General features: G+C 45.3%; 25 protein-coding genes. 11 read left to right on the forward strand and 14 right to left on the reverse strand.

The annotated features are described in order from the left end of the window. The 7 genes from sspA to zapE all read right to left on the reverse strand — a co-directional run bounded on the left by sspA (window position 1) and on the right by zapE (window position 5,774). Window positions 1–639: a stringent starvation protein SspA gene (gene sspA / locus L1N97_RS03600; protein ID WP_226749379.1), complete on the reverse strand. Its 639-nt coding sequence runs from the start codon at window positions 637–639 to the stop codon at window positions 1–3. A gap of 76 nt (window positions 640–715) precedes the next feature. Further along, window positions 716–1,453, reverse strand: a complete 738-nt coding sequence (locus L1N97_RS03605; protein WP_229584863.1) for a cytochrome c1 — start codon at window positions 1,451–1,453, stop codon at window positions 716–718. Next, window positions 1,453–2,727, reverse strand: a complete 1,275-nt coding sequence (locus L1N97_RS03610) for a cytochrome b (protein ID WP_306177202.1) — start codon at window positions 2,725–2,727, stop codon at window positions 1,453–1,455. Before L1N97_RS03610 ends, L1N97_RS03605 begins: the two co-directional genes overlap by 1 nt. Continuing rightward, window positions 2,727–3,317 (reverse strand): ubiquinol-cytochrome c reductase iron-sulfur subunit, encoded by a 591-nt coding sequence (gene petA / locus L1N97_RS03615; protein WP_229584862.1) that lies wholly within the window; start codon window positions 3,315–3,317, stop codon window positions 2,727–2,729. The genes L1N97_RS03610 and petA overlap by 1 nt, the downstream gene beginning before the upstream one ends. Window positions 3,318–3,645: 328 nt before the next feature. Beyond that, window positions 3,646–4,038 (reverse strand): 30S ribosomal protein S9, encoded by a 393-nt coding sequence (gene rpsI / locus L1N97_RS03620; RefSeq protein WP_019675270.1) that lies wholly within the window; start codon window positions 4,036–4,038, stop codon window positions 3,646–3,648. Window positions 4,039–4,050: 12 nt separating this feature from the next. Beyond that, entirely contained in the window at window positions 4,051–4,479 is a 429-nt protein-coding gene (gene rplM / locus L1N97_RS03625; RefSeq protein ID WP_226749376.1) for a 50S ribosomal protein L13, read from the reverse strand. Between the two features lie 203 nt (window positions 4,480–4,682). Further along, entirely contained in the window at window positions 4,683–5,774 is a 1,092-nt protein-coding gene (gene zapE, locus L1N97_RS03630; RefSeq protein ID WP_236128843.1) for a cell division protein ZapE, read from the reverse strand. A gap of 123 nt (window positions 5,775–5,897) precedes the next feature. On the opposite strand from zapE, the gene L1N97_RS03635 reads away from it, so the two are divergent. The 3 genes from L1N97_RS03635 (at window position 5,898) to L1N97_RS03645 (ending at window position 8,959) form a co-directional block, all read left to right on the forward strand. Continuing rightward, window positions 5,898–6,338, forward strand: coding sequence for a YhcB family protein (locus L1N97_RS03635; RefSeq protein WP_226749374.1), 441 nt, complete (start codon window positions 5,898–5,900; stop codon window positions 6,336–6,338). Between the two features lie 89 nt (window positions 6,339–6,427). Further along, window positions 6,428–7,780 carry a Do family serine endopeptidase gene (locus L1N97_RS03640; protein ID WP_229584860.1) on the forward strand — a complete coding sequence of 451 codons (1,353 nt, stop codon included), beginning with the start codon at window positions 6,428–6,430 and terminating at the stop codon, window positions 7,778–7,780. A 93-nt stretch (window positions 7,781–7,873) separates the two neighbouring features. Continuing rightward, window positions 7,874–8,959, forward strand: coding sequence for a trypsin-like peptidase domain-containing protein (locus L1N97_RS03645; protein WP_229584859.1), 1,086 nt, complete (start codon window positions 7,874–7,876; stop codon window positions 8,957–8,959). Between the two features lie 91 nt (window positions 8,960–9,050). Here L1N97_RS03645 and murA read toward each other — a convergent pair whose 3' ends face one another. From murA to mlaF, 7 genes are read right to left on the reverse strand one after another with little or no spacing between them, the layout of a single operon-like run. Beyond that, window positions 9,051–10,307, reverse strand: a complete 1,257-nt coding sequence (murA, locus tag L1N97_RS03650) for a UDP-N-acetylglucosamine 1-carboxyvinyltransferase (protein ID WP_236128844.1) — start codon at window positions 10,305–10,307, stop codon at window positions 9,051–9,053. An 8-nt stretch (window positions 10,308–10,315) separates the two neighbouring features. Then, a complete protein-coding gene (locus L1N97_RS03655; RefSeq protein WP_236128845.1) occupies window positions 10,316–10,573 on the reverse strand; it encodes a BolA family protein in 258 nt (85 codons plus the stop codon). A gap of 9 nt (window positions 10,574–10,582) precedes the next feature. Next, a complete protein-coding gene (locus L1N97_RS03660; protein WP_236128846.1) occupies window positions 10,583–10,876 on the reverse strand; it encodes an STAS domain-containing protein in 294 nt (97 codons plus the stop codon). A gap of 3 nt (window positions 10,877–10,879) precedes the next feature. Next, window positions 10,880–11,545, reverse strand: coding sequence for an ABC transporter substrate-binding protein (locus tag L1N97_RS03665; protein WP_236128847.1), 666 nt, complete (start codon window positions 11,543–11,545; stop codon window positions 10,880–10,882). Then, entirely contained in the window at window positions 11,545–12,009 is a 465-nt protein-coding gene (gene mlaD, locus L1N97_RS03670) for an outer membrane lipid asymmetry maintenance protein MlaD (protein ID WP_226749367.1), read from the reverse strand. Before mlaD ends, L1N97_RS03665 begins: the two co-directional genes overlap by 1 nt. 3 nt (window positions 12,010–12,012) lie before the next feature. Then, on the reverse strand, window positions 12,013–12,795 hold the full coding sequence (gene mlaE, locus L1N97_RS03675; RefSeq protein WP_226749366.1) for a lipid asymmetry maintenance ABC transporter permease subunit MlaE: 783 nt from the start codon (window positions 12,793–12,795) through the stop codon (window positions 12,013–12,015). Further along, a complete protein-coding gene (mlaF, locus tag L1N97_RS03680; RefSeq protein ID WP_229584915.1) occupies window positions 12,792–13,601 on the reverse strand; it encodes a phospholipid ABC transporter ATP-binding protein MlaF in 810 nt (269 codons plus the stop codon). Before mlaF ends, mlaE begins: the two co-directional genes overlap by 4 nt. A 281-nt stretch (window positions 13,602–13,882) precedes the next feature. On the opposite strand from mlaF, the gene L1N97_RS03685 reads away from it, so the two are divergent. From L1N97_RS03685 to hpf, 8 genes are read left to right on the forward strand one after another with little or no spacing between them, the layout of a single operon-like run. After that, complete coding sequence (locus L1N97_RS03685) at window positions 13,883–14,860, forward strand: calcium/sodium antiporter (protein WP_236128848.1); 978 nt, start codon at window positions 13,883–13,885, stop codon at window positions 14,858–14,860. Window positions 14,861–14,868: 8 nt separating this feature from the next. Continuing rightward, window positions 14,869–15,840 (forward strand): KpsF/GutQ family sugar-phosphate isomerase, encoded by a 972-nt coding sequence (locus L1N97_RS03690; protein ID WP_236128849.1) that lies wholly within the window; start codon window positions 14,869–14,871, stop codon window positions 15,838–15,840. 1 nt (window position 15,841) lies between these two features. After that, complete coding sequence (gene kdsC / locus L1N97_RS03695) at window positions 15,842–16,396, forward strand: 3-deoxy-manno-octulosonate-8-phosphatase KdsC (protein ID WP_226749362.1); 555 nt, start codon at window positions 15,842–15,844, stop codon at window positions 16,394–16,396. Continuing rightward, the gene (gene lptC / locus L1N97_RS03700; RefSeq protein ID WP_236128850.1) at window positions 16,393–16,947 is read left to right on the forward strand and encodes an LPS export ABC transporter periplasmic protein LptC; all 555 of its coding nucleotides are present in this window, start codon (window positions 16,393–16,395) and stop codon (window positions 16,945–16,947) included. Before kdsC ends, lptC begins: the two co-directional genes overlap by 4 nt. Further along, window positions 16,937–17,428 (forward strand): lipopolysaccharide transport periplasmic protein LptA, encoded by a 492-nt coding sequence (lptA, locus tag L1N97_RS03705; RefSeq protein WP_236128851.1) that lies wholly within the window; start codon window positions 16,937–16,939, stop codon window positions 17,426–17,428. Before lptC ends, lptA begins: the two co-directional genes overlap by 11 nt. Continuing rightward, window positions 17,425–18,147, forward strand: a complete 723-nt coding sequence (lptB, locus tag L1N97_RS03710; RefSeq protein WP_226749359.1) for an LPS export ABC transporter ATP-binding protein — start codon at window positions 17,425–17,427, stop codon at window positions 18,145–18,147. The genes lptA and lptB overlap by 4 nt, the downstream gene beginning before the upstream one ends. 48 nt (window positions 18,148–18,195) lie before the next feature. After that, entirely contained in the window at window positions 18,196–19,683 is a 1,488-nt protein-coding gene (locus tag L1N97_RS03715) for an RNA polymerase factor sigma-54 (RefSeq protein ID WP_236128852.1), read from the forward strand. A gap of 25 nt (window positions 19,684–19,708) precedes the next feature. Further along, on the forward strand, window positions 19,709–19,996 hold the full coding sequence (gene hpf / locus L1N97_RS03720) for a ribosome hibernation promoting factor (protein ID WP_226749357.1): 288 nt from the start codon (window positions 19,709–19,711) through the stop codon (window positions 19,994–19,996). Window positions 19,997–20,004 lie beyond the last annotated feature (8 nt).

A 20,004-nucleotide genomic window follows, 5' to 3' on the forward strand; every position in this document is an offset into this window, starting at 1 on the left:
TTACAGCTTAAGTCCCTTGCGGATCTCACGCTCTGCCTCAGTTAATGAAGCTTGGAAAGCGTCGCGTTCAAATATACGGGTCATATAGGTTTTTAATTGCTTACTACCTGTGCCGTTTAATTCAATACCTAGTAAAGGTAAACGCCATAATAAGGCCGCCATGTAACAATCGACTAAACCAAATTCTTCACTCATAAAAAACGGCGCTTCGCTAAATAAAGGCGCAATCGACAATAAGCCTTCTTTAAGTTCTTGTCTGGCAATAGCGGCATCTTCGTGATCGTTTAATACCTTGTCAGCTAAGCTATACCAATCATTTTTAATGCGATACATCATCAGGCGAGCCTGACCCCGAGCGACCGGATAAACGGGCATCAATGGCGGGTGAGGAAAACGCTCATCCAAGTATTCCATAATGATGTCAGCTTGATAAAGCGCAAGTTCACGATCTAATAAAGTGGGCAGACTACCGTATGGATTCACTTCATACAGGTCTTCTGGCACGTTGTCTGGTGTTACCTGAAGGATATCAACAGTAACTCCTTTTTCTGCTAGCACGATACGGACCTGATGGCTGAACATATCGTCAACTGCTGAAAACAGTGTCATCACAGGGCGTTTATTGGCAATGATCGCCATGTATTCCTCCGGTTAATTTAGAAACAGCAAAGGGGCACTAAGGCCCCTGAGTACAGCTTAATGTATAACTGATAAATTATTCGACATCTTTCCAATATTCTTTTTTCAGGAAATATGCCAGAACAAAGAAAATCAGTAGGAATATCATAACTTTAATGCCTAAGGCATGTGATTCAAGCTTGCTAGGTTCGCCAGAATAGACCAAGTAGTTGACTAAATCACCTACCGCACGATCGTATTCTTCGGTACTTAATTCACCCGAGCCATCAGTACGAATACCAACATACACTTCTGTTGGTTGACCATCGACTAAACGTGTCTCATAAGCACGGTAAGGAACACCTTGTAACTCTTGCAGCACATGAGGCATACCCACTAATGGGAATACTTTGTTATTTACACCAAATGGGCGGCTTTCATCAACGTAGAAAGTGCGAAGATAAGTGTAAACCCAATCAGCACCACGCACTCGAGCCACGTTGGTTAAGTCAGGTGGCAATACACCAAAAGAAGTTTGCGCATAATCAGCCGGCATAGAGTTGGTAATATGATCACCTAACTTTTCACCGGTAAACATTAAATGTTCCATACCTAAATCTTCAGGGATCCCTAAATCTTTAAAGGTACGAGAATAACGCTGATACTGCATTTGATGGCAGCCTAAGCAGTAATTCTGGAACAACTTGGCGCCATTTTGTAATGAAGCCTGATCACGCAGATCAACAGGTGCTTTATCAAGCGGAATGCTTGGCCCGGCAGCGATTGCCAGCGATGAAGCTAACAAGGCGACCGCAGAAAGTAACGTTCTCATCATTATGTTAACCTCACTGGCAATGGCTTAGTTTTCTCATTTTTACTGTATAACCACAGCAAGCCGAAGAAGGCAAAATAGGTGAATGAGAAAAATTGTGAAAATAAGGTGTAAGTTGGTGTTGCGGGTAATACACCCAACACACCTAAAGCAACAAAGCTGATACAGAACACCACTAGATTCCAGCGATGTAACTCACAACGGTAACGCACTGAACGTACGGTGCCACGGTCAATCCACGGTAATAATGCTAACGCAATAATCGCAGCAAACATCGCTACTGCCCCCAGCAATGGGTCTGGAATAGCCCGTAAAATGGCATAGAACGGTGTGAAGTACCAAACCGGTGCAATATGGTCAGGTGTCTTCATCGGGTTTGCCACTTCAAAATTCGGCTTCTCTAAGAAGTAACCACCGCCTTCTGGCGCAAAGAAAATAACAAAAGCAAAAATCAGTAAGAAACCGGCCACGCCCACTAAATCTTTTACCGTGTAGTATGGGTGGAACGGGATAGCATCAACGATAATTTTCTTACCACCACGAGTGAAATATTGGTGAAAGGTAAATTTCTTATCCGCTGCAGTTTGCTCAACGCTACCATCGTTATCGCGTTTAATGTCGATACCATCTGGGTTGTTCGAACCCACTTCGTGTAAAGCCATGATGTGTAAAAACACTAAGATGACTAAAACTAAAGGTAAGGCGATAACATGTAAGGCGAAGAAACGGTTTAAGGTTGCACCTGAGATAACGTAGTCACCACGGATCCACAAAGTTAAATCATCACCGACAAACGGGATAACCCCGAAAATAGAGATAATAACTTGCGCACCCCAATATGACATTTGACCCCATGGCAGCATATAACCCATGAAGGCTTCTGCCATCAGCACTAAGAAAATCAGCATACCGAAAATCCACAGTAATTCCCGTGGCTTCTGATAAGAACCGTACATCATGCCACGAAGCATGTGCAGATAAACCACCACAAAGAACGCTGAGGCGCCAGTAGAGTGCATATAACGTAACAACCAGCCGTATTCCACATCACGCATGATGTATTCAACAGAGGCGAAGGCACCTTCGGCAGAAGGAACGTAGTTCATCGTCAACCAAACACCCGTCAGGATCTGGTTAACGAGGACTAAAATGGCAAGCGAACCAAAAAAGTACCAGAAGTTAAAATTCTTTGGCGCTGGATATTGCACTACGTGCAAATTCATCTTATCCATAAAGGGTAAGCGATATTCAATCCAGCTCATCATATTTTTAAACATTAGACAGTCCCCTCGTCTTCACCAATTAATATGGTGTTGTCGTCAACGTACATGTACGGAGGAATTACCAAGTTAGCGGGTGCAGGTACGCCTTGGAAAACACGACCGGCCATATCAAATTTAGAACCATGACATGGGCAGAAGAAACCTGAGCGAATGCCTTCAGTTTGTGCGGCAAAGTCATCTGGCAAGTAGGTAGGAGAACAGCCTAAGTGCGTACAAATACCGACAGCAACAAGGATCTCAGGCTTGATTGAACGATGACGATTCTGAGCGTAAGCAGGTTGTTGTTCAACCTCTGAACCCGGATCGCGTAAACGGTCTTCAGTTTCAGCTAGCTGAGCTAACATTTGCTCGGTACGTTTGACGATCCAAACAGGTTTGCCACGCCATTCAACACGAATCAGCTGACCAGGTTCGAGTTTGCTAATGTCTGCACTTACTGCAGCACCAGCTTGTTTCGCCCTCTCACTCGGATTCCAGGACGCAATAAAGGGCACAGCAACTCCTATGGCACCGACGCCCCCTACTACAGAGGTCGCAATGGTAAGGAAGCGGCGGCGACCATGATCTACAGGCGCATTGCTCATCCACTCATCTCCACATTAAACACTTAAACGATTAAAATTTAAGCGGCTGAAATTCAGCAATTATTATAAGTACACAAATATGTTCGATCATAATGAAAAGCCTTGCTTTACACAAGGATTAAGGCGAACTGAATGGCTAATATCTTAGTCTTAGTCATGCTTTAACAGTAATCCTTAGCATACAGTTGTGCAGCAAAAGCAGTAAAACAGGGGTAATTAACTTTATTTTTCGCGTTAGTTTAAATCTTAGCCAGCCTGGCTGCCAATAACTAAGATTGCAGACATAAAAAAACCCGGTAAAAACCGGGCTTTTCGACATACCAGCGAATTAACGCTTTGAGTACTGTGGACGCTTACGTGCTTTACGCAGACCGACCTTCTTACGTTCAACTTTACGAGCATCACGCGTTACAAAGCCTGCTTTACGCAGTGCTGGACGCAGTGACTCGTCGAACTCCATCAGTGCACGGGTAATACCGTGACGGATAGCACCGGCTTGACCGCTGATACCACCACCTTTAACAGTGATGTATAAGTCGAATTTCTCGACCATATCAACCAGTTCTAACGGCTGTTTAACTACCATACAGGCAGTTTCACGGCCGAAGTACTCGGTCAGAGCGCGCTGGTTGATAACGATGTTACCTGAACCAGCTTTTAAGAAGACGCGGGCCGTTGAGCTTTTACGACGACCAGTTCCGTAGTATTGATTCTGTGCCATGTTATGCTCCGATTAAATATCTAAAATTTGCGGTTGCTGAGCCGAATGTTGATGCTCTGCGCCAGCGTAAACTTTTAACTTACGGAACATAGCGCGACCTAATGGGCCTTTTGGCAACATGCCTTTGATAGCAGTTTCCAAAACCATTTCTGGTTTCTTAGCAATCAATTTCTCGAAACTGATTTCCTTGATACCACCTGGGAAACCTGTGTGCGAGTAATATGTTTTTGCCTTAGCTTTATTACCAGTTACCACGACTTTCTCAGCATTAACAACGATGATGTAATCACCGGTATCAACGTGTGGCGTATATTCTGGCTTATGCTTACCACGTAAACGCGATGCGATTTCAGTTGCGATACGACCTAAAGTTTTGCCGTTTGCATCAACAACGTACCAGTCGCGGGTTACGCTTTCTGGTTTTGCAGTAAAAGTTTTCATCTAAACCTATTCCAAAAATAACTTAAGTTACACCTGACACTGTGCAGGGCTGATGCAGCAATGTCGTTATCGCACCCCTTCGAATGCAAGAACCGCCGGGCTAACGGCAGTATGAGGCTGTAACGTCGGCCGGGCGCGGATTATATATTAAACAATCTTAAAAATCAGCATTCATTTGCAAAAAAATTAACGGTTCAACACATTTAAGGTAAATGCTCACTGGCCAGATAATCGTGTGACTGCATTTCCTGCAAACGACTTAAGCAGCGCTTAAATTCAAAGCTGAGTAAACCGCCCTGATAAAGCTGCTCTAACGGCACTGTCGCAGAGATAATCAGCTTTACGTGCCGCTCATAAAACTCATCAACCAATGCTAAAAAGCGCCGAGCGACATCGTCATTTTGTTGCCCCATCGCCGTTACACCCGACAATAATACCGTATGATACAGCCGGCTTAACTCGATGTAATCGTATTGACTGCGCGCCGTTTCGCATAACTCCTTAAAGCTAAACCACACGATACCATCGGCTTCGGCCCGCGTGGTTAATAAGCGGTTGGCGACTTCAATTTTTACCGCTTGCTGACGAGGCTCAACCGATAACGCATGAAAATACTGCTGTAAATTAATGTCAGCTTGCTCATCTAGCGGATAATGATAAATCTCGGCCATTTCTAAAGTGCGTAAACGATAATCAATGCCACTGTCGACATTGACAATTTTGGTGTAGCGCTTGATAAGTTCAATTGCAGGTAAAAAGCGTGCTCGCTGCAAACCATTGCGATATAAACCGTCTGGCTCGATATTTGACGTGGCCACTAAAGTAATGCCACGCGCAAACAAGGCTTGCATTAAGGTGCCTAGAATCATCGCATCGGTAATATCTGAAACAAAGAATTCATCAAAGCAAATAATATCGGTTTCCGCTTTGAAACGATCTGCAACCTTTTCGAGCGGATCGCTCACCCCTTTTAATGACTTTAATTCATCATGCACTCGGTGCATAAAGCGATGAAAATGCACACGCATTTTGCGTTGTGTCGGTAAACATTCAAAGAACGTATCGACCAAATAGGTCTTACCTCGGCCCACGCCTCCCCAGAAATACAAACCGAGTAAAGGGCTATCGCTCTGCGTTTTTCCGGTCACTTTTTGCCAAAAACTCTGTTTTGCCGGCGGGCGACTGATAAAATCATCAAACAATCGCTGTAGTTGCTTAACCGCATTTTCTTGAGCAGCATCAAGATGAAAATCAGGGCGTAACAGATCTTGTTGATATTTTTCTAGTGGCGTCATGGTCTTTAACTTGAAAGTAGCGAAACGAAACCTTAAATATGAGGCATAATAGTAACATGCCTTACCACCTTGTATAAGAAGTTAGGGTACACTAAGTAAAGTATTTCATCGTTAGGAGTAAGCATGGACTATACATCGGTTTTAATTGGGCTGGTTGTCGGTTTATTAATTGGTGCGGCCATCAGCCGGATCATTAGCCTGAAACAATTTGGCCAACACAAGCTGCAACAAGAATTAGACGAAAGCCGCAAACAACTGACGCAGTATCGCAAAGATGTCTCAGAACATCTGGAGACAACCAATCAGTTAATGAGCCAGCTGCAGGATAATTATTCACGCATTGCGCGTCATGTGCAGCAATCGAAAATGCAACTGGTTGAGCAGCCGACCAGCCCAAGCGATGAAGTGAATTATTTTGCTGCGGATACCACATTACATATTAAACAATCGTTACATCAACTGAATGAGCGTCGCAGAGAACACTCAGAAATTGGTGAGCAACCGCGTGATTACTCTGGTCAAGCCAGCGGCTTGATTAAAGAGCGGCCAAGTAAAGGCGAATAGAAAACTTTTACCGTTAGTGCGCGACTGCTCAGAACTTTTTTGGGGTGCGATGCTCTTAGTGACACTGTCATATAAGGAGACATTACGCGATGAACCAGAAATTTTCTTTGCTTAGCGCGGCCGTGTTAGCAGCCATGTTGTTGGCTCCTGCATCCCCAGCACACGCCAGCTTACCGTTTTTCGGAAAAGAAGAGCAGCAAATGCCTTCGCTGGCGCCGATGCTTGAACAAGCCACACCCGCTGTCGTCTATGTTTCTGTTGCGGGTAGCCGTGAAGTACGCCAGCGTATGCCTGAAGCTTTTCAATACTTTTTCGGCCAGCGCGGCCAAGGTGAAATGCGCCGTGAACAACCTTTCCGTGGTTTGGGTTCAGGTGTCATTATTGATGCCAAAAAAGGCTATATCGTCACCAATAACCATGTTGTGCAAGATGCTTCTGAAATTCAAATTCGCTTAAAAGATGGCCGTACCTTTACTGCAAAAAAACTGGGTTCCGATCCAGAAAGCGACATCGCTTTATTGCAAATTGAAGCCGATAACCTGGTTGAGTTACCTCTAGCAGATTCTGACAAACTGCGGGTGGGTGATTATGCCATTGCCATTGGTAACCCCTTTGGTTTAGAACAAACCGTCACCTCTGGCATTATTAGCTCACTCAGCCGCAGTGGCTTAAATGAAGGCTTTGAAGATTTTATCCAAACTGATGCCGCCATTAACAGCGGTAACTCGGGTGGCGCTTTAGTGAACTTACGTGGCGAACTGATCGGCATTAACACGGCTATTTTAGGGCCTAATGGCGGTAATGTCGGCATAGGCTTTGCTATCCCCGCCAATATGATGAAAAACTTGGTTGAGCAAATTGTGGAATTTGGTGAAATTCGCCGTGGTAGCTTGGGTATTCGCGGTAATGATGTTAATTCTGAGTTGACCAAAGCCTTAAACCTGAATGTCAGTCGCGGCGCCTTTGTCGGCGAAGTGCTGCCAGACAGCGCCGCAGCGAAAAGTGGTTTGAAATCAGGTGATGTGATTGTCAGTATGAACGGCAATCGTATTCACAGCTTCAATGAATTACGTGCCAAGGTCGCCACGCTGGGTTCAGGCCGAGAAGCCATTTTAGGCGTACTGCGTGACGGTAAAGAACGCGACATTAAAGTCGTACTGCAAGAGACCACCAGTGGCCAGGTTGCGGCGACACAATTACACCCCATGCTACAAGGTGCAACCTTAAATAATGCTGACAAAGGCGTGGAAGTCAGTAGCGTGGAAGCGGAATCACCCGCGGCACAAATTGGCTTACGCCAAGGCGATATTATTACTGGGGTTAACCGTCAACGCGTGAACAACCTTGCCGAATTACGTCGGTTACTAGAAAAACGCGATGGTGGCGTTGCCGCGCTGTATATCCAACGTGGTAATGATCAACTGTATATCCTGATCCGCTAAGCGCTTAATTTAGGCAGGTGGTAGCTGAACGCTACTGCCTGTGCTAAAAAAATGCTATGCTAAACTTATTCATCTTTAGGCAGAAGCGACATTGTGCGCAACCTTTTGTTATTTATTTTAAAAAGTAGCGCATACGGCTTAGCGCTCGCCTTTATTCTTATCTTGTTTTTCCCCAACATCGCTCGGGTTGACTTGTCTTTATGGCAAGCACCTCGTGCCGAGCAAAATACCGCGCCGGTTTCTTATAACCATGCGGTACGACGTGCTGCGCCAGCGGTGGTAAATGTCTATACACGCAGTCGAATTGTCGATCCCCGCTCATTACAACCTCGCACCATCGAACGGCAAGAGTTAGGTTCAGGTGTCATTATGTCGGCGCAAGGCTATATTCTGACTAATTATCATGTGGTGTATGGTGCCGATCATATTGAAGTGGCTTTGCAAGACGGTCGCTGGCTAGAAGCCGTGTTAATCGGTCAAGATGAAGTGTCTGATTTAGCCGTGCTTTATGTACAAGCCGACAACTTACCGGTGATCCCGCAAGATCCTAACATCGAACCACAAGTTGGCGATTTGGTATTAGCTATCGGTAACCCACTTAATTTAGGCCAAACCATCACGCAAGGCATTATCAGTGCTAATGGCAACCATGGGTTAAGCTCTCGGGGCTATCCTGACTTTATGCGAATGGATGCCGCCATTAACAAAGGCAATTCTGGCGGTGCACTGGTAAACAGTAATGGCACCTTGGTTGGCATTAATGCTGCGGCATTCCAAGTACAAAATCAGGATATCCAAGGTATTTTCTTCGCCGTGCCCTATCAACTCGCCCGTATTATTATGGAAAAGCTCATTAAGCATGGTCGCGTTACACGCAGCTATTTGGGCGTTGCAGGTCAAGCTGTCATCAACGCTGCGGGTGATCCTTTATTTTCATCTGGCCAAGCGCTGTATGGTTTGCGCTTAAGTGAAGTTACCAGTAATGGCCCTGCGGCAATGGCTGGCTTACAAGCCAATGACATTATTTTGGAAATTGCCGGACAACAATTTCAAGATATGCGGCATGCGTTAAACTTTATCGCTGAAACGCCCCCCGATACCGAGTTACAAATCACCATCGACCGTAACGGTCAGCGTATGGTGATCCCAACCATCGTTAGGGAACAGCCGCGCCGCTAAATGCGCACATAAGATGCATCAGCTGATTTAATCAGTTTTAAGCAATAAAAAAAACCGCATTTCTGCGGTTTTTTTATTTACAAGCAAAGGTTTAACCGTTTACTCGCTCAATGTGCGCACCTAAACCTTGTAGTTTATGTTCGATATGCTCATAACCACGGTCGATATGGTAAATGCGATCCACCACTGTGGTGCCTTTAGCCACTAAACCCGCAATCACTAAGCTTGCCGAAGCACGTAAGTCGGTTGCCATTACCTGAGCTGCAGTTAACGATGGGCTGTGCTGACAAACTGCTGTATTTCCTTCTAAGCGGATTTTCGCGCCCATACGTTGTAATTCAGGTACATGCATAAAGCGATTTTCGAAAATCGTTTCAGTGACAACACCAACACCTTCAGCTACCACGTTTAACACCGTAAACTGGGCTTGCATATCTGTTGGAAAGCCTGGGTGAGGCACCGTTTTAACATCTACCGACGTTAACTTTCTTCCGGTCATGTTTAAACGGATCCAATCAGCACCCGTTGTCACTTCAGCACCGGCTTCACGTAATTTCTCTAGCACAACTTCTAGATCGCTTGGTGCTGCTTTTAAACAGGTAATATCGCCACCGGTTACCGCCGCTGCCACTAAAAAGGTGCCTGTTTCAATACGATCTGGCAGAACACGATGCTCCCCCCCCTGTAACGCAGGCATGCCGTCAATCACTAAGGTGTCTGTACCGGCACCGCTAATTTTCGCACCTAGGGTATTCAGATAATTTGCTAAATCAACAATTTCTGGTTCACGAGCAGCGTTTTCAATGACCGTACGACCATCGGCTAAGGTCGCCGCCATCATCAAGTTCTCGGTGCCTGTCACACTGACCATATCCATCACTAAGTGCGCGCCTTTTAAGCGTTTAGCCTGCGCTTTGATGTAGCCGTTTTCAACCGTGATCTCTGCGCCCATTTTACGCAAACCGTCGATATGTAAATTGACGGGTCTAGCACCGATAGCACAGCCACCAGGCAAAGAAACCTCAGCTTGACCAAAGCGTGCCAATAAAGGGCCCAGCGCTAAAATAGAGGCACGCATGGTTTTCACCAAGTCGTACGGAGCAAATTGATTACTAATTTGGCTGGCATCAACAATTACGACATCCGCATCACACTCAACCTTGGCGCCAAATAGCTGCAACAGCTTAAATGTCGTTTCGATGTCTTTGAGTTTAGGTACATTGCGAATGGTGGTTGGTTGCTCAGCTAATAAGCTTGCAAACAGAATAGGCAGGGCGGCATTTTTTGCGCCCGATATCACGACTTCACCTTGTAGTGGGCCGTTGGCAGTAACTAAAAACTGTTGCATAGCGGATCTCAGAGCGGAGGGTTTAAAAGTTTATCTCTGCGCCACTGCTGTGGCGTAAAGGCCTTAATACTTACTGCATGCATACTGCCATCAGCAATCGCTGCCATTAACGGGCTGTAGACAAGCTGCTGTTGTTTAACACGGCTTAAGCCGTCAAAACAATCACCTACGGCAGTGACTGCGTAATGTGAGCCGTCAGCTTTAACATAAACTTCTGCTAGTTGCAGTTGTTCTTTTAACAGTTGCTCTATCTGAGCAATTTCCATAACTACACCTTAATTGGTTATAGGCAAAATGTCGGTCACCGCACTTACCTTAGCAAGTGAAAGTAGCTGTGCCGGCACCTTGATAATTTCAATTTGTATCTTAAAGGTCTTGGCGCGTGCAATCTGCTGGATCAGCCAAGCTAATCCTGCCGAGTCTACATTGGTTAACGCCGAGAAATCAAAGATTACCTTACCCTGCAACTTATTTAACAACGTGAAGGGTGAATGCATCATTAACGTATCGCGATCGAGTTCACCACTAAAAAACAGCGTTTGATCGGTTTGGCTGATTGCTAATGCCACCTGTTACTCCGAAGTGCTTGCACTATCATCGTCGGCTAACTTAACCGGCTCTTTAGATTTTTCTTTCAGCAACTCAGTCACACTGGCCAAACCTTGCTGTCTGATCAAGTTATTTAATTCGGCGCGTTTGCTATCGAGTAACGAAATACCTTCGGCGATTAAATCGATCACCAACCACGTTTCCGCATTGCGTGGACGGCGCAATTTAAAATCAATAACGATGTCAGGTTTGCCAGGATCCATCACCCGAGTACGAATAGTGATAATACTTTGATTACCAATCACTTTGGATGGCTCAATCATCACTTTTTGTTCTTTGTAATAGGTTAAAGCGCCAGCGTAAGAACCAATCATATATTGTTCAAAGGCTTTCACAAAATCATCAAAGGCTTTTGGATCTTTACGAATATCTACGGTACGGCCAACAACGATCGCCGCAGCATAACGGCTATCAATATAAGGTAATAATTCTTCTTGCACTATCACCCGCAAATGTTCTAAATCTTGGTTAATGATCGGCTGATCTGTTTTCACCCGATTAAAGGTTTTGTCTGCAACCACTTCGATCATTTTGTAAGGATCGGTATAAGTTTCGGTTGCTAGCGCAGGCAAGACTAAACCTGCAGTTAATAGCAAGGACACACTCACCTTTTGCAAAAAAGCTCTCATTAATTCCCCCGGTTGAATAAAAACTGTCCAATTAACTCTTCGAGCACGATAGCTGAACGCGTGTCTTCTATGGTATCACCGTTACCTAGCATCAATACGGTGTCATCGACAAACCCTGGTAACAAGCCAACATATTGTTCACCTAATAAGCCTGAGGTTAAAATCGCTACTGAACTCGTTTCAGGAAAGTTACTGTACTCAGCGTTAATTTCTAACTTAACCACTGGCGTGTAACTGACGCGATCTAATTCAATTGAGCCAACACGGCCAACAATTACGCCACCCACCTTAATGGGTGAACGCACTTTTAAACCGCCAATATTGTCAAACTTGGCATACAAGGTGTAAGTTTGCGAAGCACCACCAAAACCGGTGTCAGCTACTTTTAAGGCCAACATTAAAAAGGCCGCACAAGCCAAGACAATAAAGCCGCCAACTAAAATTTCAATTTTACGCGTGGTCATTTTTTATCCACCAAACATTAATGCAGTTAATATAAAATCAAAGCCTAAAACAGCCAATGATGCCGTGACTACCGTTTGAGTGGTGGCACGGCTAATACCTTCCGAGGTCGGGATGGCATCAAAACCTTTGTGTAATGCAATCCAGATCACCACGAGTGCAAACACTGCACTTTTTATTACACCATTTAACACATCCTGATACAGGTCAACGTTAGCTTGCATAGCAGACCAATAGCTACCTGCATCGACACCTAGCCATTCTACACCAACTAAATGGCCACCTAATATGCCCACAGCATTAAATATCAATGCCAGTAATGGCATGGCAACCACCCCCGCCCAAAAGCGTGGAGCGATAATACGACGCAGCGGATCAACTGCCATCATTTCCATACCGGATAATTGCTCAGTCGCTTTCATTAAGCCAATTTCTGCGGTAAGCGCGCTACCGGCACGACCTGCAAATAACAGCGCGGTGACTACCGGGCCTAACTCGCGCAGCAAACTTAGCGAGACTAACGGGCCTAACATGCCCTCTGCGCCAAACTTGACTAAAACGTTATAACCTTGCAGTGACAGCACCATGCCGATAAACAAACCGGATACAAGGATAATCATCAACGACAACACGCCAATGACATACAATTGTTTGATAAACAACGGGAAGCCTTTACGGAAATCGGGCTTACCCACTATGGCACCAAATAACATGATGCCTGCACGACCAAAACCACTGATGGTACTCAGCGTTTGATGGCCTATTTTTTGTAATCTATTTGCGATCACTTGCCGAGCTCCATTAATTCATCTTCATAAGCTGCAGCTTTATAATGAAAGGGCACTGCCCCGTCTGCATCGCCATTTAAAAATTGCTGCACTAATGGCGATGGATCGGCACGTAATTGCTCTGGCGTACCTTGGCCAATCACGGTTTTATCTGCCACAACATAAACGTAATCGGCGATACTCATGACTTCTTTTACATCATGCGACACCACGATAGACGTTAAACCCAAGGCATTATTCAGTTCGCGGATCAGCCGCACAATAACCCCCATTGAAATAGGGTCTTGCCCAGCAAAAGGCTCATCGTACATGATTAACTCAGGATCTAAAGCGATTGCCCGAGCTAATGCAGCACGTCTTGCCATACCACCGGATAATTCAGCCGGCATCAAATCACGTGCACCGCGTAAACCTACGGCCTCCAGCTTCATTAATACAATTAATCGAATTAACGACTCTGATAAACGGGTGTGTTCACGAAGTGGAAACGCCACGTTGTCAAATACCGATAGCTCGGTAAATAAGGCACCGCTTTGAAACAGCATGCTCATCTTTTTACGGGCTTGATATAAAGCTGAACGTGACAATTTAGGGATATTTACGCCATCAAACAGAATATTGCCGCTGTCTGGGATCAATTGACCACCAATGAGTTTTAACAGCGTTGTTTTACCAATGCCGCTAGGCCCCATAATGGCGGTAACTTTTCCCCTGACAAACTGCATAGACATATCGCGGTAGATCACTCGTTCTCCGCGTGAAAAGCTCAGGTTTTGGATATCGACCAACACATCAGACAACGTTATTTCTCCAGTTCTCTTTGCAACCAGTCAGCTCTCGTTAAACGGGCAATCTTGCTAAGGGCGCGCATGTTATATACATTCATAACAGTTTACAATATGAGCAAAGTGGCAAAGTGTGCTTATTGTAAACGCTATGAGAGAGTAAGTCGTGGCAATAATTCGAAACGATCAGCAGGTATTTTCGAATAATGCTTGGCGTAGGTGTTTTTACCGAGGTTTTTTTGCATTTAGCAGCAAGAAACGGGAAAATACCCTTTTTAACTGTTAAGCAGACAACGGACACCATGATATCACCTTTGTTATTAGCCATTATCTTCGTTATCGTCGGACTCGTATTGCTGATTTGGAGTGCTGACCGTTTCGTATTCGGCGCGTCATCTGTTGCCCGCAATAGCGGTGTTTCGCCAATGATTATCGGATTAACGATTGTTGCGATGGGTTCATCCGCGCCAGAAATGTTGGTCTCGGCAACAGCCGCAGCACAAGGACGACTCGACACCTCGGTTGGTAACGCTTTAGGTTCCAATATCACAAACATCTTAATGGTCATTGGGGTTATTGCCCTATTCAAACCGATAACGGTTGCCTCATTAACGTTGAAGCGCGAATTTCCGTTAATGCTGTTTTTCACCTTTGTTGGATACTATTTTTTATCAGACCATAACTTAACGCGGGCTGAAGGTATTATCTTGCTTATCGCTTTTTTCAGCTTTATCAGTTTGTTGGTGTACTGGGGTAAGCATGCCAGCCCAACCGATCCGCTTATCAGCGAAATTGAATCAGAAATTCCACCACCAACCTCTACCCTAAAAGCGGTGTTTTGGGTTATCGCCGGCTTAGTGTTGTTATTAGCCAGTTCACAGCTATTGGTTCAGGGTGCAGTCACCATTGCGCGTTATGCTGGAATGAGCGATTTAATCATCGGCTTAACGATTATTGCTATCGGTACCAGTTTGCCCGAACTCGCCGCTAGCGTCATAGGTGTACTAAAAGGCGAAGATGATCTGGCGCTGGGCAATATTATCGGCTCGAACATTTTTAACATTTTAGCCGTGTTAGGCTTAGGCGCCGTGATTGGGCCTTCAACACTCGATGTTAATGCCGGTACGCGGGATAGCTACGTGATGATCGCGGCGGCCTTTGCACTGTTACTCATGTCAATACGTATCGGCAAGCAACAACGTATCAATCGATTAGAAGGTGGCTTGCTTTTAAGCGGCTTTATTGGCTACCAATATTTGTTATTCACTCATTTGGCGTAAACTTGGTTATGACCACAAAGACTTTCCGTGAACAGGCTTTAGCGGTATTACGCATCGAAGCCGAAGCCGTTCGACAACTCGAACAGTATCTTGATGATGATTTTGAGCGCGCTTGTCAGCTGGTACTCGATAATAAAGGTAAAGTTATCGTCAGCGGTATTGGTAAATCTGGCCATATTGCCAACAAAATCGCGGCAACCCTCGCCTCTACCGGCTCTCCGGCTTTTTTTGTGCATCCAGGCGAAGCGAGCCATGGTGATCTTGGTATGTTGTCAAAAGACGATATCGTTATCGCCATCTCCAATTCAGGTGAAACAGCAGAATTACTGACCATAGTGCCAATTATCAAACGCATGGGTATTCCACTGATCGCCATGACCGGGAAAGCGGATTCTACGTTAGCGCGCTTGGCCGATATTCATTTATGTGTCGGTGTTCCACAAGAAGCGTGCCCACTTGGCTTAGCGCCCACCGCCAGCACCACGGCGACACTGGCGATGGGTGATGCCCTGGCTGTTGCAGTATTAGATATCAGAGGCTTTTCAGCCGATGATTTTGCGTTATCACATCCCGGTGGCAGCCTTGGTCGCAAATTATTGTTGCGCTTAGAAGATTTAATGCATAAAGAGAATTTAGTGCCTATCGTACCGCAAGAGGCCAGCATTAAAGATGCCTTATTAGAGATTTCACGCAAAGGGCTTGGCATGACCACCGTGGTCGATACACAAGGTCGCTTGGCTGGGCTTTTTACAGACGGTGATTTACGGCGCATTCTTGATCAACGTATTGATATTCACAGCACCTCCATAGCCAAGGTGATGACGGTCAATTGCATTACGGTAAAAGCAGAAATGCTCGCCGCCGAAGCGTTGAATATTATGCAGCAACGAAAAATTAATGGCCTGATCATTGTTAACGAGCAGCGCGAGCCAATCGGCGCCATGAATATGCACGACTTACTGCGAGCAGGAGTAATGTAACATGGACTTATATCGCCAGTTGTACCAAGCTATCAGTGATACTAACGCCAGCCGCGCGGCTGATATTAAATTACTTATCTGTGATGTCGATGGCGTATTTTCGGATGGGCGCATTTACTTAGGCAATCAAGGTGAAGAGCTAAAAGCCTTTCATACCCGGGATGGGTATGGCATTAAAGCACTGCGCCAAGCGGGCATAGAAGTGGCCGTGATAACAGGGCGACAATCGGCCATTGTGGAGCAGCGTATGAAATCGCTAACCGTGCCCTATATTTATCAAGGGCAAGAAAATAAAACGGCCGCGTTTCAAGCGCTGCTCGCTGAACTGCAATTAGATGCCAGCCAAGTCGCTTACATCGGTGATGATTTGGCCGATTGGCAAGTCATGCAACATTGTGGCTTAGCCGTCGCGGTAAAAGATGCACATCCTTATTTGCAAAAGCACGCCCATTTAGCAACGTCATTACCTGGCGGCTTTGGTGCAGTGCGCGAATTATGCGATCTGTTACTGATTGCGCAACAGCGATTTTTACAATTTGATGGCAGCAGCTCATGAGAAAGTTTTTTGTGCTCATCGTCATGTTACTCGTGATAGTCGCGGGCTACCTGTGGTTGAATCCCAACGTTGAGCAAGTGGATCTGCAAGTGGATCGAGAATTTCAACCGGATTACATTGCTGAAAATGTTACCTTGCGCATCTACGACAATGAGGGCTATATTGCCGATCATGTGCAGGCACTGAAATTAGAGCATTTTGAACAGCTCGGCTTTACGCAGTTTGATCAACCGCGCTATACCCTGTTTAATAAAGCGCATCAGCCTGCTTGGGAAATCAGTAGCTTACAAGGTGTCTGGTTTCCTGAAGATAAGATTATTTTGGAAAACCAGGTGGTTTTGCAAAACAAACAAACCATCGGTTTAGTGGAACGCGTTGAAACGGCCTCATTACAACTGATGTTACCTGAAAAAAGTATTCATACGCATGAAATCGTTCAGATCACCGGCGCCGGTTTTTTCATTAAAGGGCAAGGTATGCATGTCGATTTAACAAAAGAAACCATGCAATTGCAAAAGCATTTAGAGACGGTATATTTCAATGAAAATTAACAGTTTAGTGATTGTTCTGGCCTTTTTTTCTGCCGTCAGTTTGGCCGCCGAACCGGATCATAAACAGCCTATTTCGGTCGATGCAGATAAAACCTTAGCCTCATTAATTGACAGTATTGCCAGTTATGCCGACAACGTTGAAGTACGTCAGGGATCCATGCTGATCAAAGCAGACAAACTTGAAGTCGACGCCAGTGCCGGTAAAGGCAAAGAGGTGTTTATCACTACCGGCTCACCGGCGACCTATTCACAAACTTTGCAAGGTGATCGTCCTGTAACCGCTCAAGCGAATGAGATCCGATTTGACCGTGCCAGCCGCATTTTAACCTTATCGGGTAATGCCGAAGTGATGCAAAGCGGTAGCTTAGTGCGCGGTGCCGTGATCCGTTACAACATTGAATTACAACAATTAAGTGCTGAAGGTGAGCAAAATCGTCGCGTTACCACGATTTTCACCCCAGAAAACAAGGACACTCCATGAAGTTAGTGGTCTCGCACCTCGCCAAAAGCTATAAAAGCCGGCAGGTGGTGAAAGATGTCAGCTTAGAAGTCAATGCAGGGCAAATCGTCGGTTTATTGGGCCCTAACGGTGCAGGTAAAACAACAACCTTTTACATGATTGTTGGCTTAGTTCCCTCGGATAAAGGCACCATTACCCTCAACGAGCAAGATATTACTTTTGCTCCTATCCACCAACGTGCCCGCGCCGGCATTGGATATTTACCGCAAGAAAGCTCGATTTTCCGTAAATTGACCGTGCATGAAAACTTATTGGCCATTTTGCAAACCCGCAAAGATTTAAGCACGCAACGCCGCGCTGAAATTGCCGATGATTTATTAGAAGAATTTCATATCGGTCATATCCGCAACAGTTTAGGGATGGCGTTATCTGGTGGCGAGCGTCGTCGGGTGGAGATCGCGCGGGCGTTAGCCGCTGATCCCGCTTTTATTTTATTAGACGAACCGTTCGCTGGGGTTGACCCAATTTCAGTACTTGATATCAAAAAAATCATTCAACACCTCGCCCAACGTGGCATTGGTGTTCTCATTACTGACCATAATGTACGTGAAACGTTAGATGTTTGTGAAATCGCTTATATTGTCAGTCATGGCGAACTGATTGCAGCGGGCTCTCCGCAAGATGTTCTCGCAAATCAGCAGGTGCGTGATGTATACCTAGGTGAGCAATTCAGGCTATAGTAAAGAAGATAGAACGCAACTGCGCATTCAGGAGAGAATTACAGGTACATGAAGCCCTCTTTGCAACTCCGCCTAGGACAACAGCTTACCATGACGCCACAACTGCAACAGGCGATACGCCTATTACAGTTGTCTACCATTGAGCTACAGCAAGAAATACAGGAAGCGTTAGACGCGAACCCGTTACTCGAAGGCGACGATGATTTCGAACGCCAGCCAGATGAGGTTGATCACAGCCTTGGCAATATCAATCGCGATACCCTTGACGATCCTCGCAACAAAAACTCAGAGCAAAAAGACGCAGCCGATCGCGATACCAGCGATGATCTGAATCAACAAAACATTCAAGAAGATTTACCGCTAGATAATAACTGGGATGACTTAGTCAGTGCCGCTCCAGTTAGCAGTGGCAACCTGCCTGATGACGATATGGTGTATCAGGGGGAAACCAGCGATACCCTGCAAGATTATTTACGTTGGCAAATGCAACTCACGCCCTTTTCTGAAATCGACCGGGCTATTGCTGAAATCATTATTGAAGCCATCGATGACAATGGTTTTTTAAGTATCAGCTGCGAAGAAATACTCGACTCACTGCAATCTAACGAAGTCGAGGCCGACGAAGTTGAAGCCGTGATTAAACGCATTCAATTATTTGATCCGGTCGGGGTCGGTGCCCGTTCGGTGCAAGAGTGTTTACTGGTGCAGTTACGACAGTTTGAGCCAACGACACCCTATTTAAATGATGCAAAACTCATTATTAGCAACTATACCGAATTTTTAGCGAATAGAGACTTTCGTTCTTTGATGCGCGTGACTAAACTCAAAGAAGAAGAGTTAAAGGAAGTCATGCAGTTGATCCACAGTTTAAATCCACGGCCGGGTGCTGATGTGATTAAACAAGAGCAACAGTATGTTATTCCTGATGTCACGGTGACAAAAGTAAAAGGTCGCTGGCAAGTCGAATTAAACGCTGATGCTATGCCCAAAATACGGATCAATCAGCAATATGCGGCGATGAGCAAAACCGCTAAAAATACCGCTGATACGCAATTTATTCGCTCGCACTTGCAAGAAGCTAAATGGTTTTTAAAGAGCTTAGAAAGCCGAAACGATACTTTGCTTAAAGTAGCCAATTGCATTGTGCAGCAACAACAAGCCTTTTTTGAGCATGGTGAAGAAGCCATGAAACCAATGGTGTTGAATGATGTTGCAGAAATGGTCGGTATGCATGAGTCGACGATCTCACGCGTCACCACCCATAAATATATGCATACACCGCGTGGAATTTTTGAACTTAAATTCTTTTTCTCCAGTCATGTTAGTACAGAGAGTGGTGGTGAATGTTCTTCCACTGCCATTCGCGCCTTTATAAAAAAATTGGTGGCGGCAGAAAATCCGGCAAAACCGCTCAGTGACAGTAAAATGGCGGAGATTTTGTTAGAACAAGGGATAAACGTGGCTAGGCGAACTATCGCTAAATACCGCGAATCGTTGTTTATTCCGCCGTCAAATCAACGAAAGACCCTGCTGTAAGTGTCTTAACTAAAAGGAAGAGTCTATGCAAATCAATTTAACAGGCCGTCACGTCGAAATTACCGAAGCCTTAAAAGATTATGTCGAGAATAAATTTGCTAAGCTAGAGCGTCATTTCGAGAACATTAATAATGTACATGTCATCCTAAACGTGGAAAAATTGCAGCAGATTGCCGAAGCTAAAATCCATCTCACCGGTGGTGAAGTGTTTGCGGTGTCTGAGAACGAAAACATGTATGCTGCGATTGACCAGTTAATAGACAAACTCGATCGGCAGGTCATTAAACACAAAGAAAAACTGTCACGACACTAAGACATTAT

The organism is Rheinheimera sp. UJ63, assembly GCF_021568285.1.
In the GTDB taxonomy this organism is placed as follows: domain Bacteria; phylum Pseudomonadota; class Gammaproteobacteria; order Enterobacterales; family Alteromonadaceae; genus Alishewanella; species Alishewanella maricola.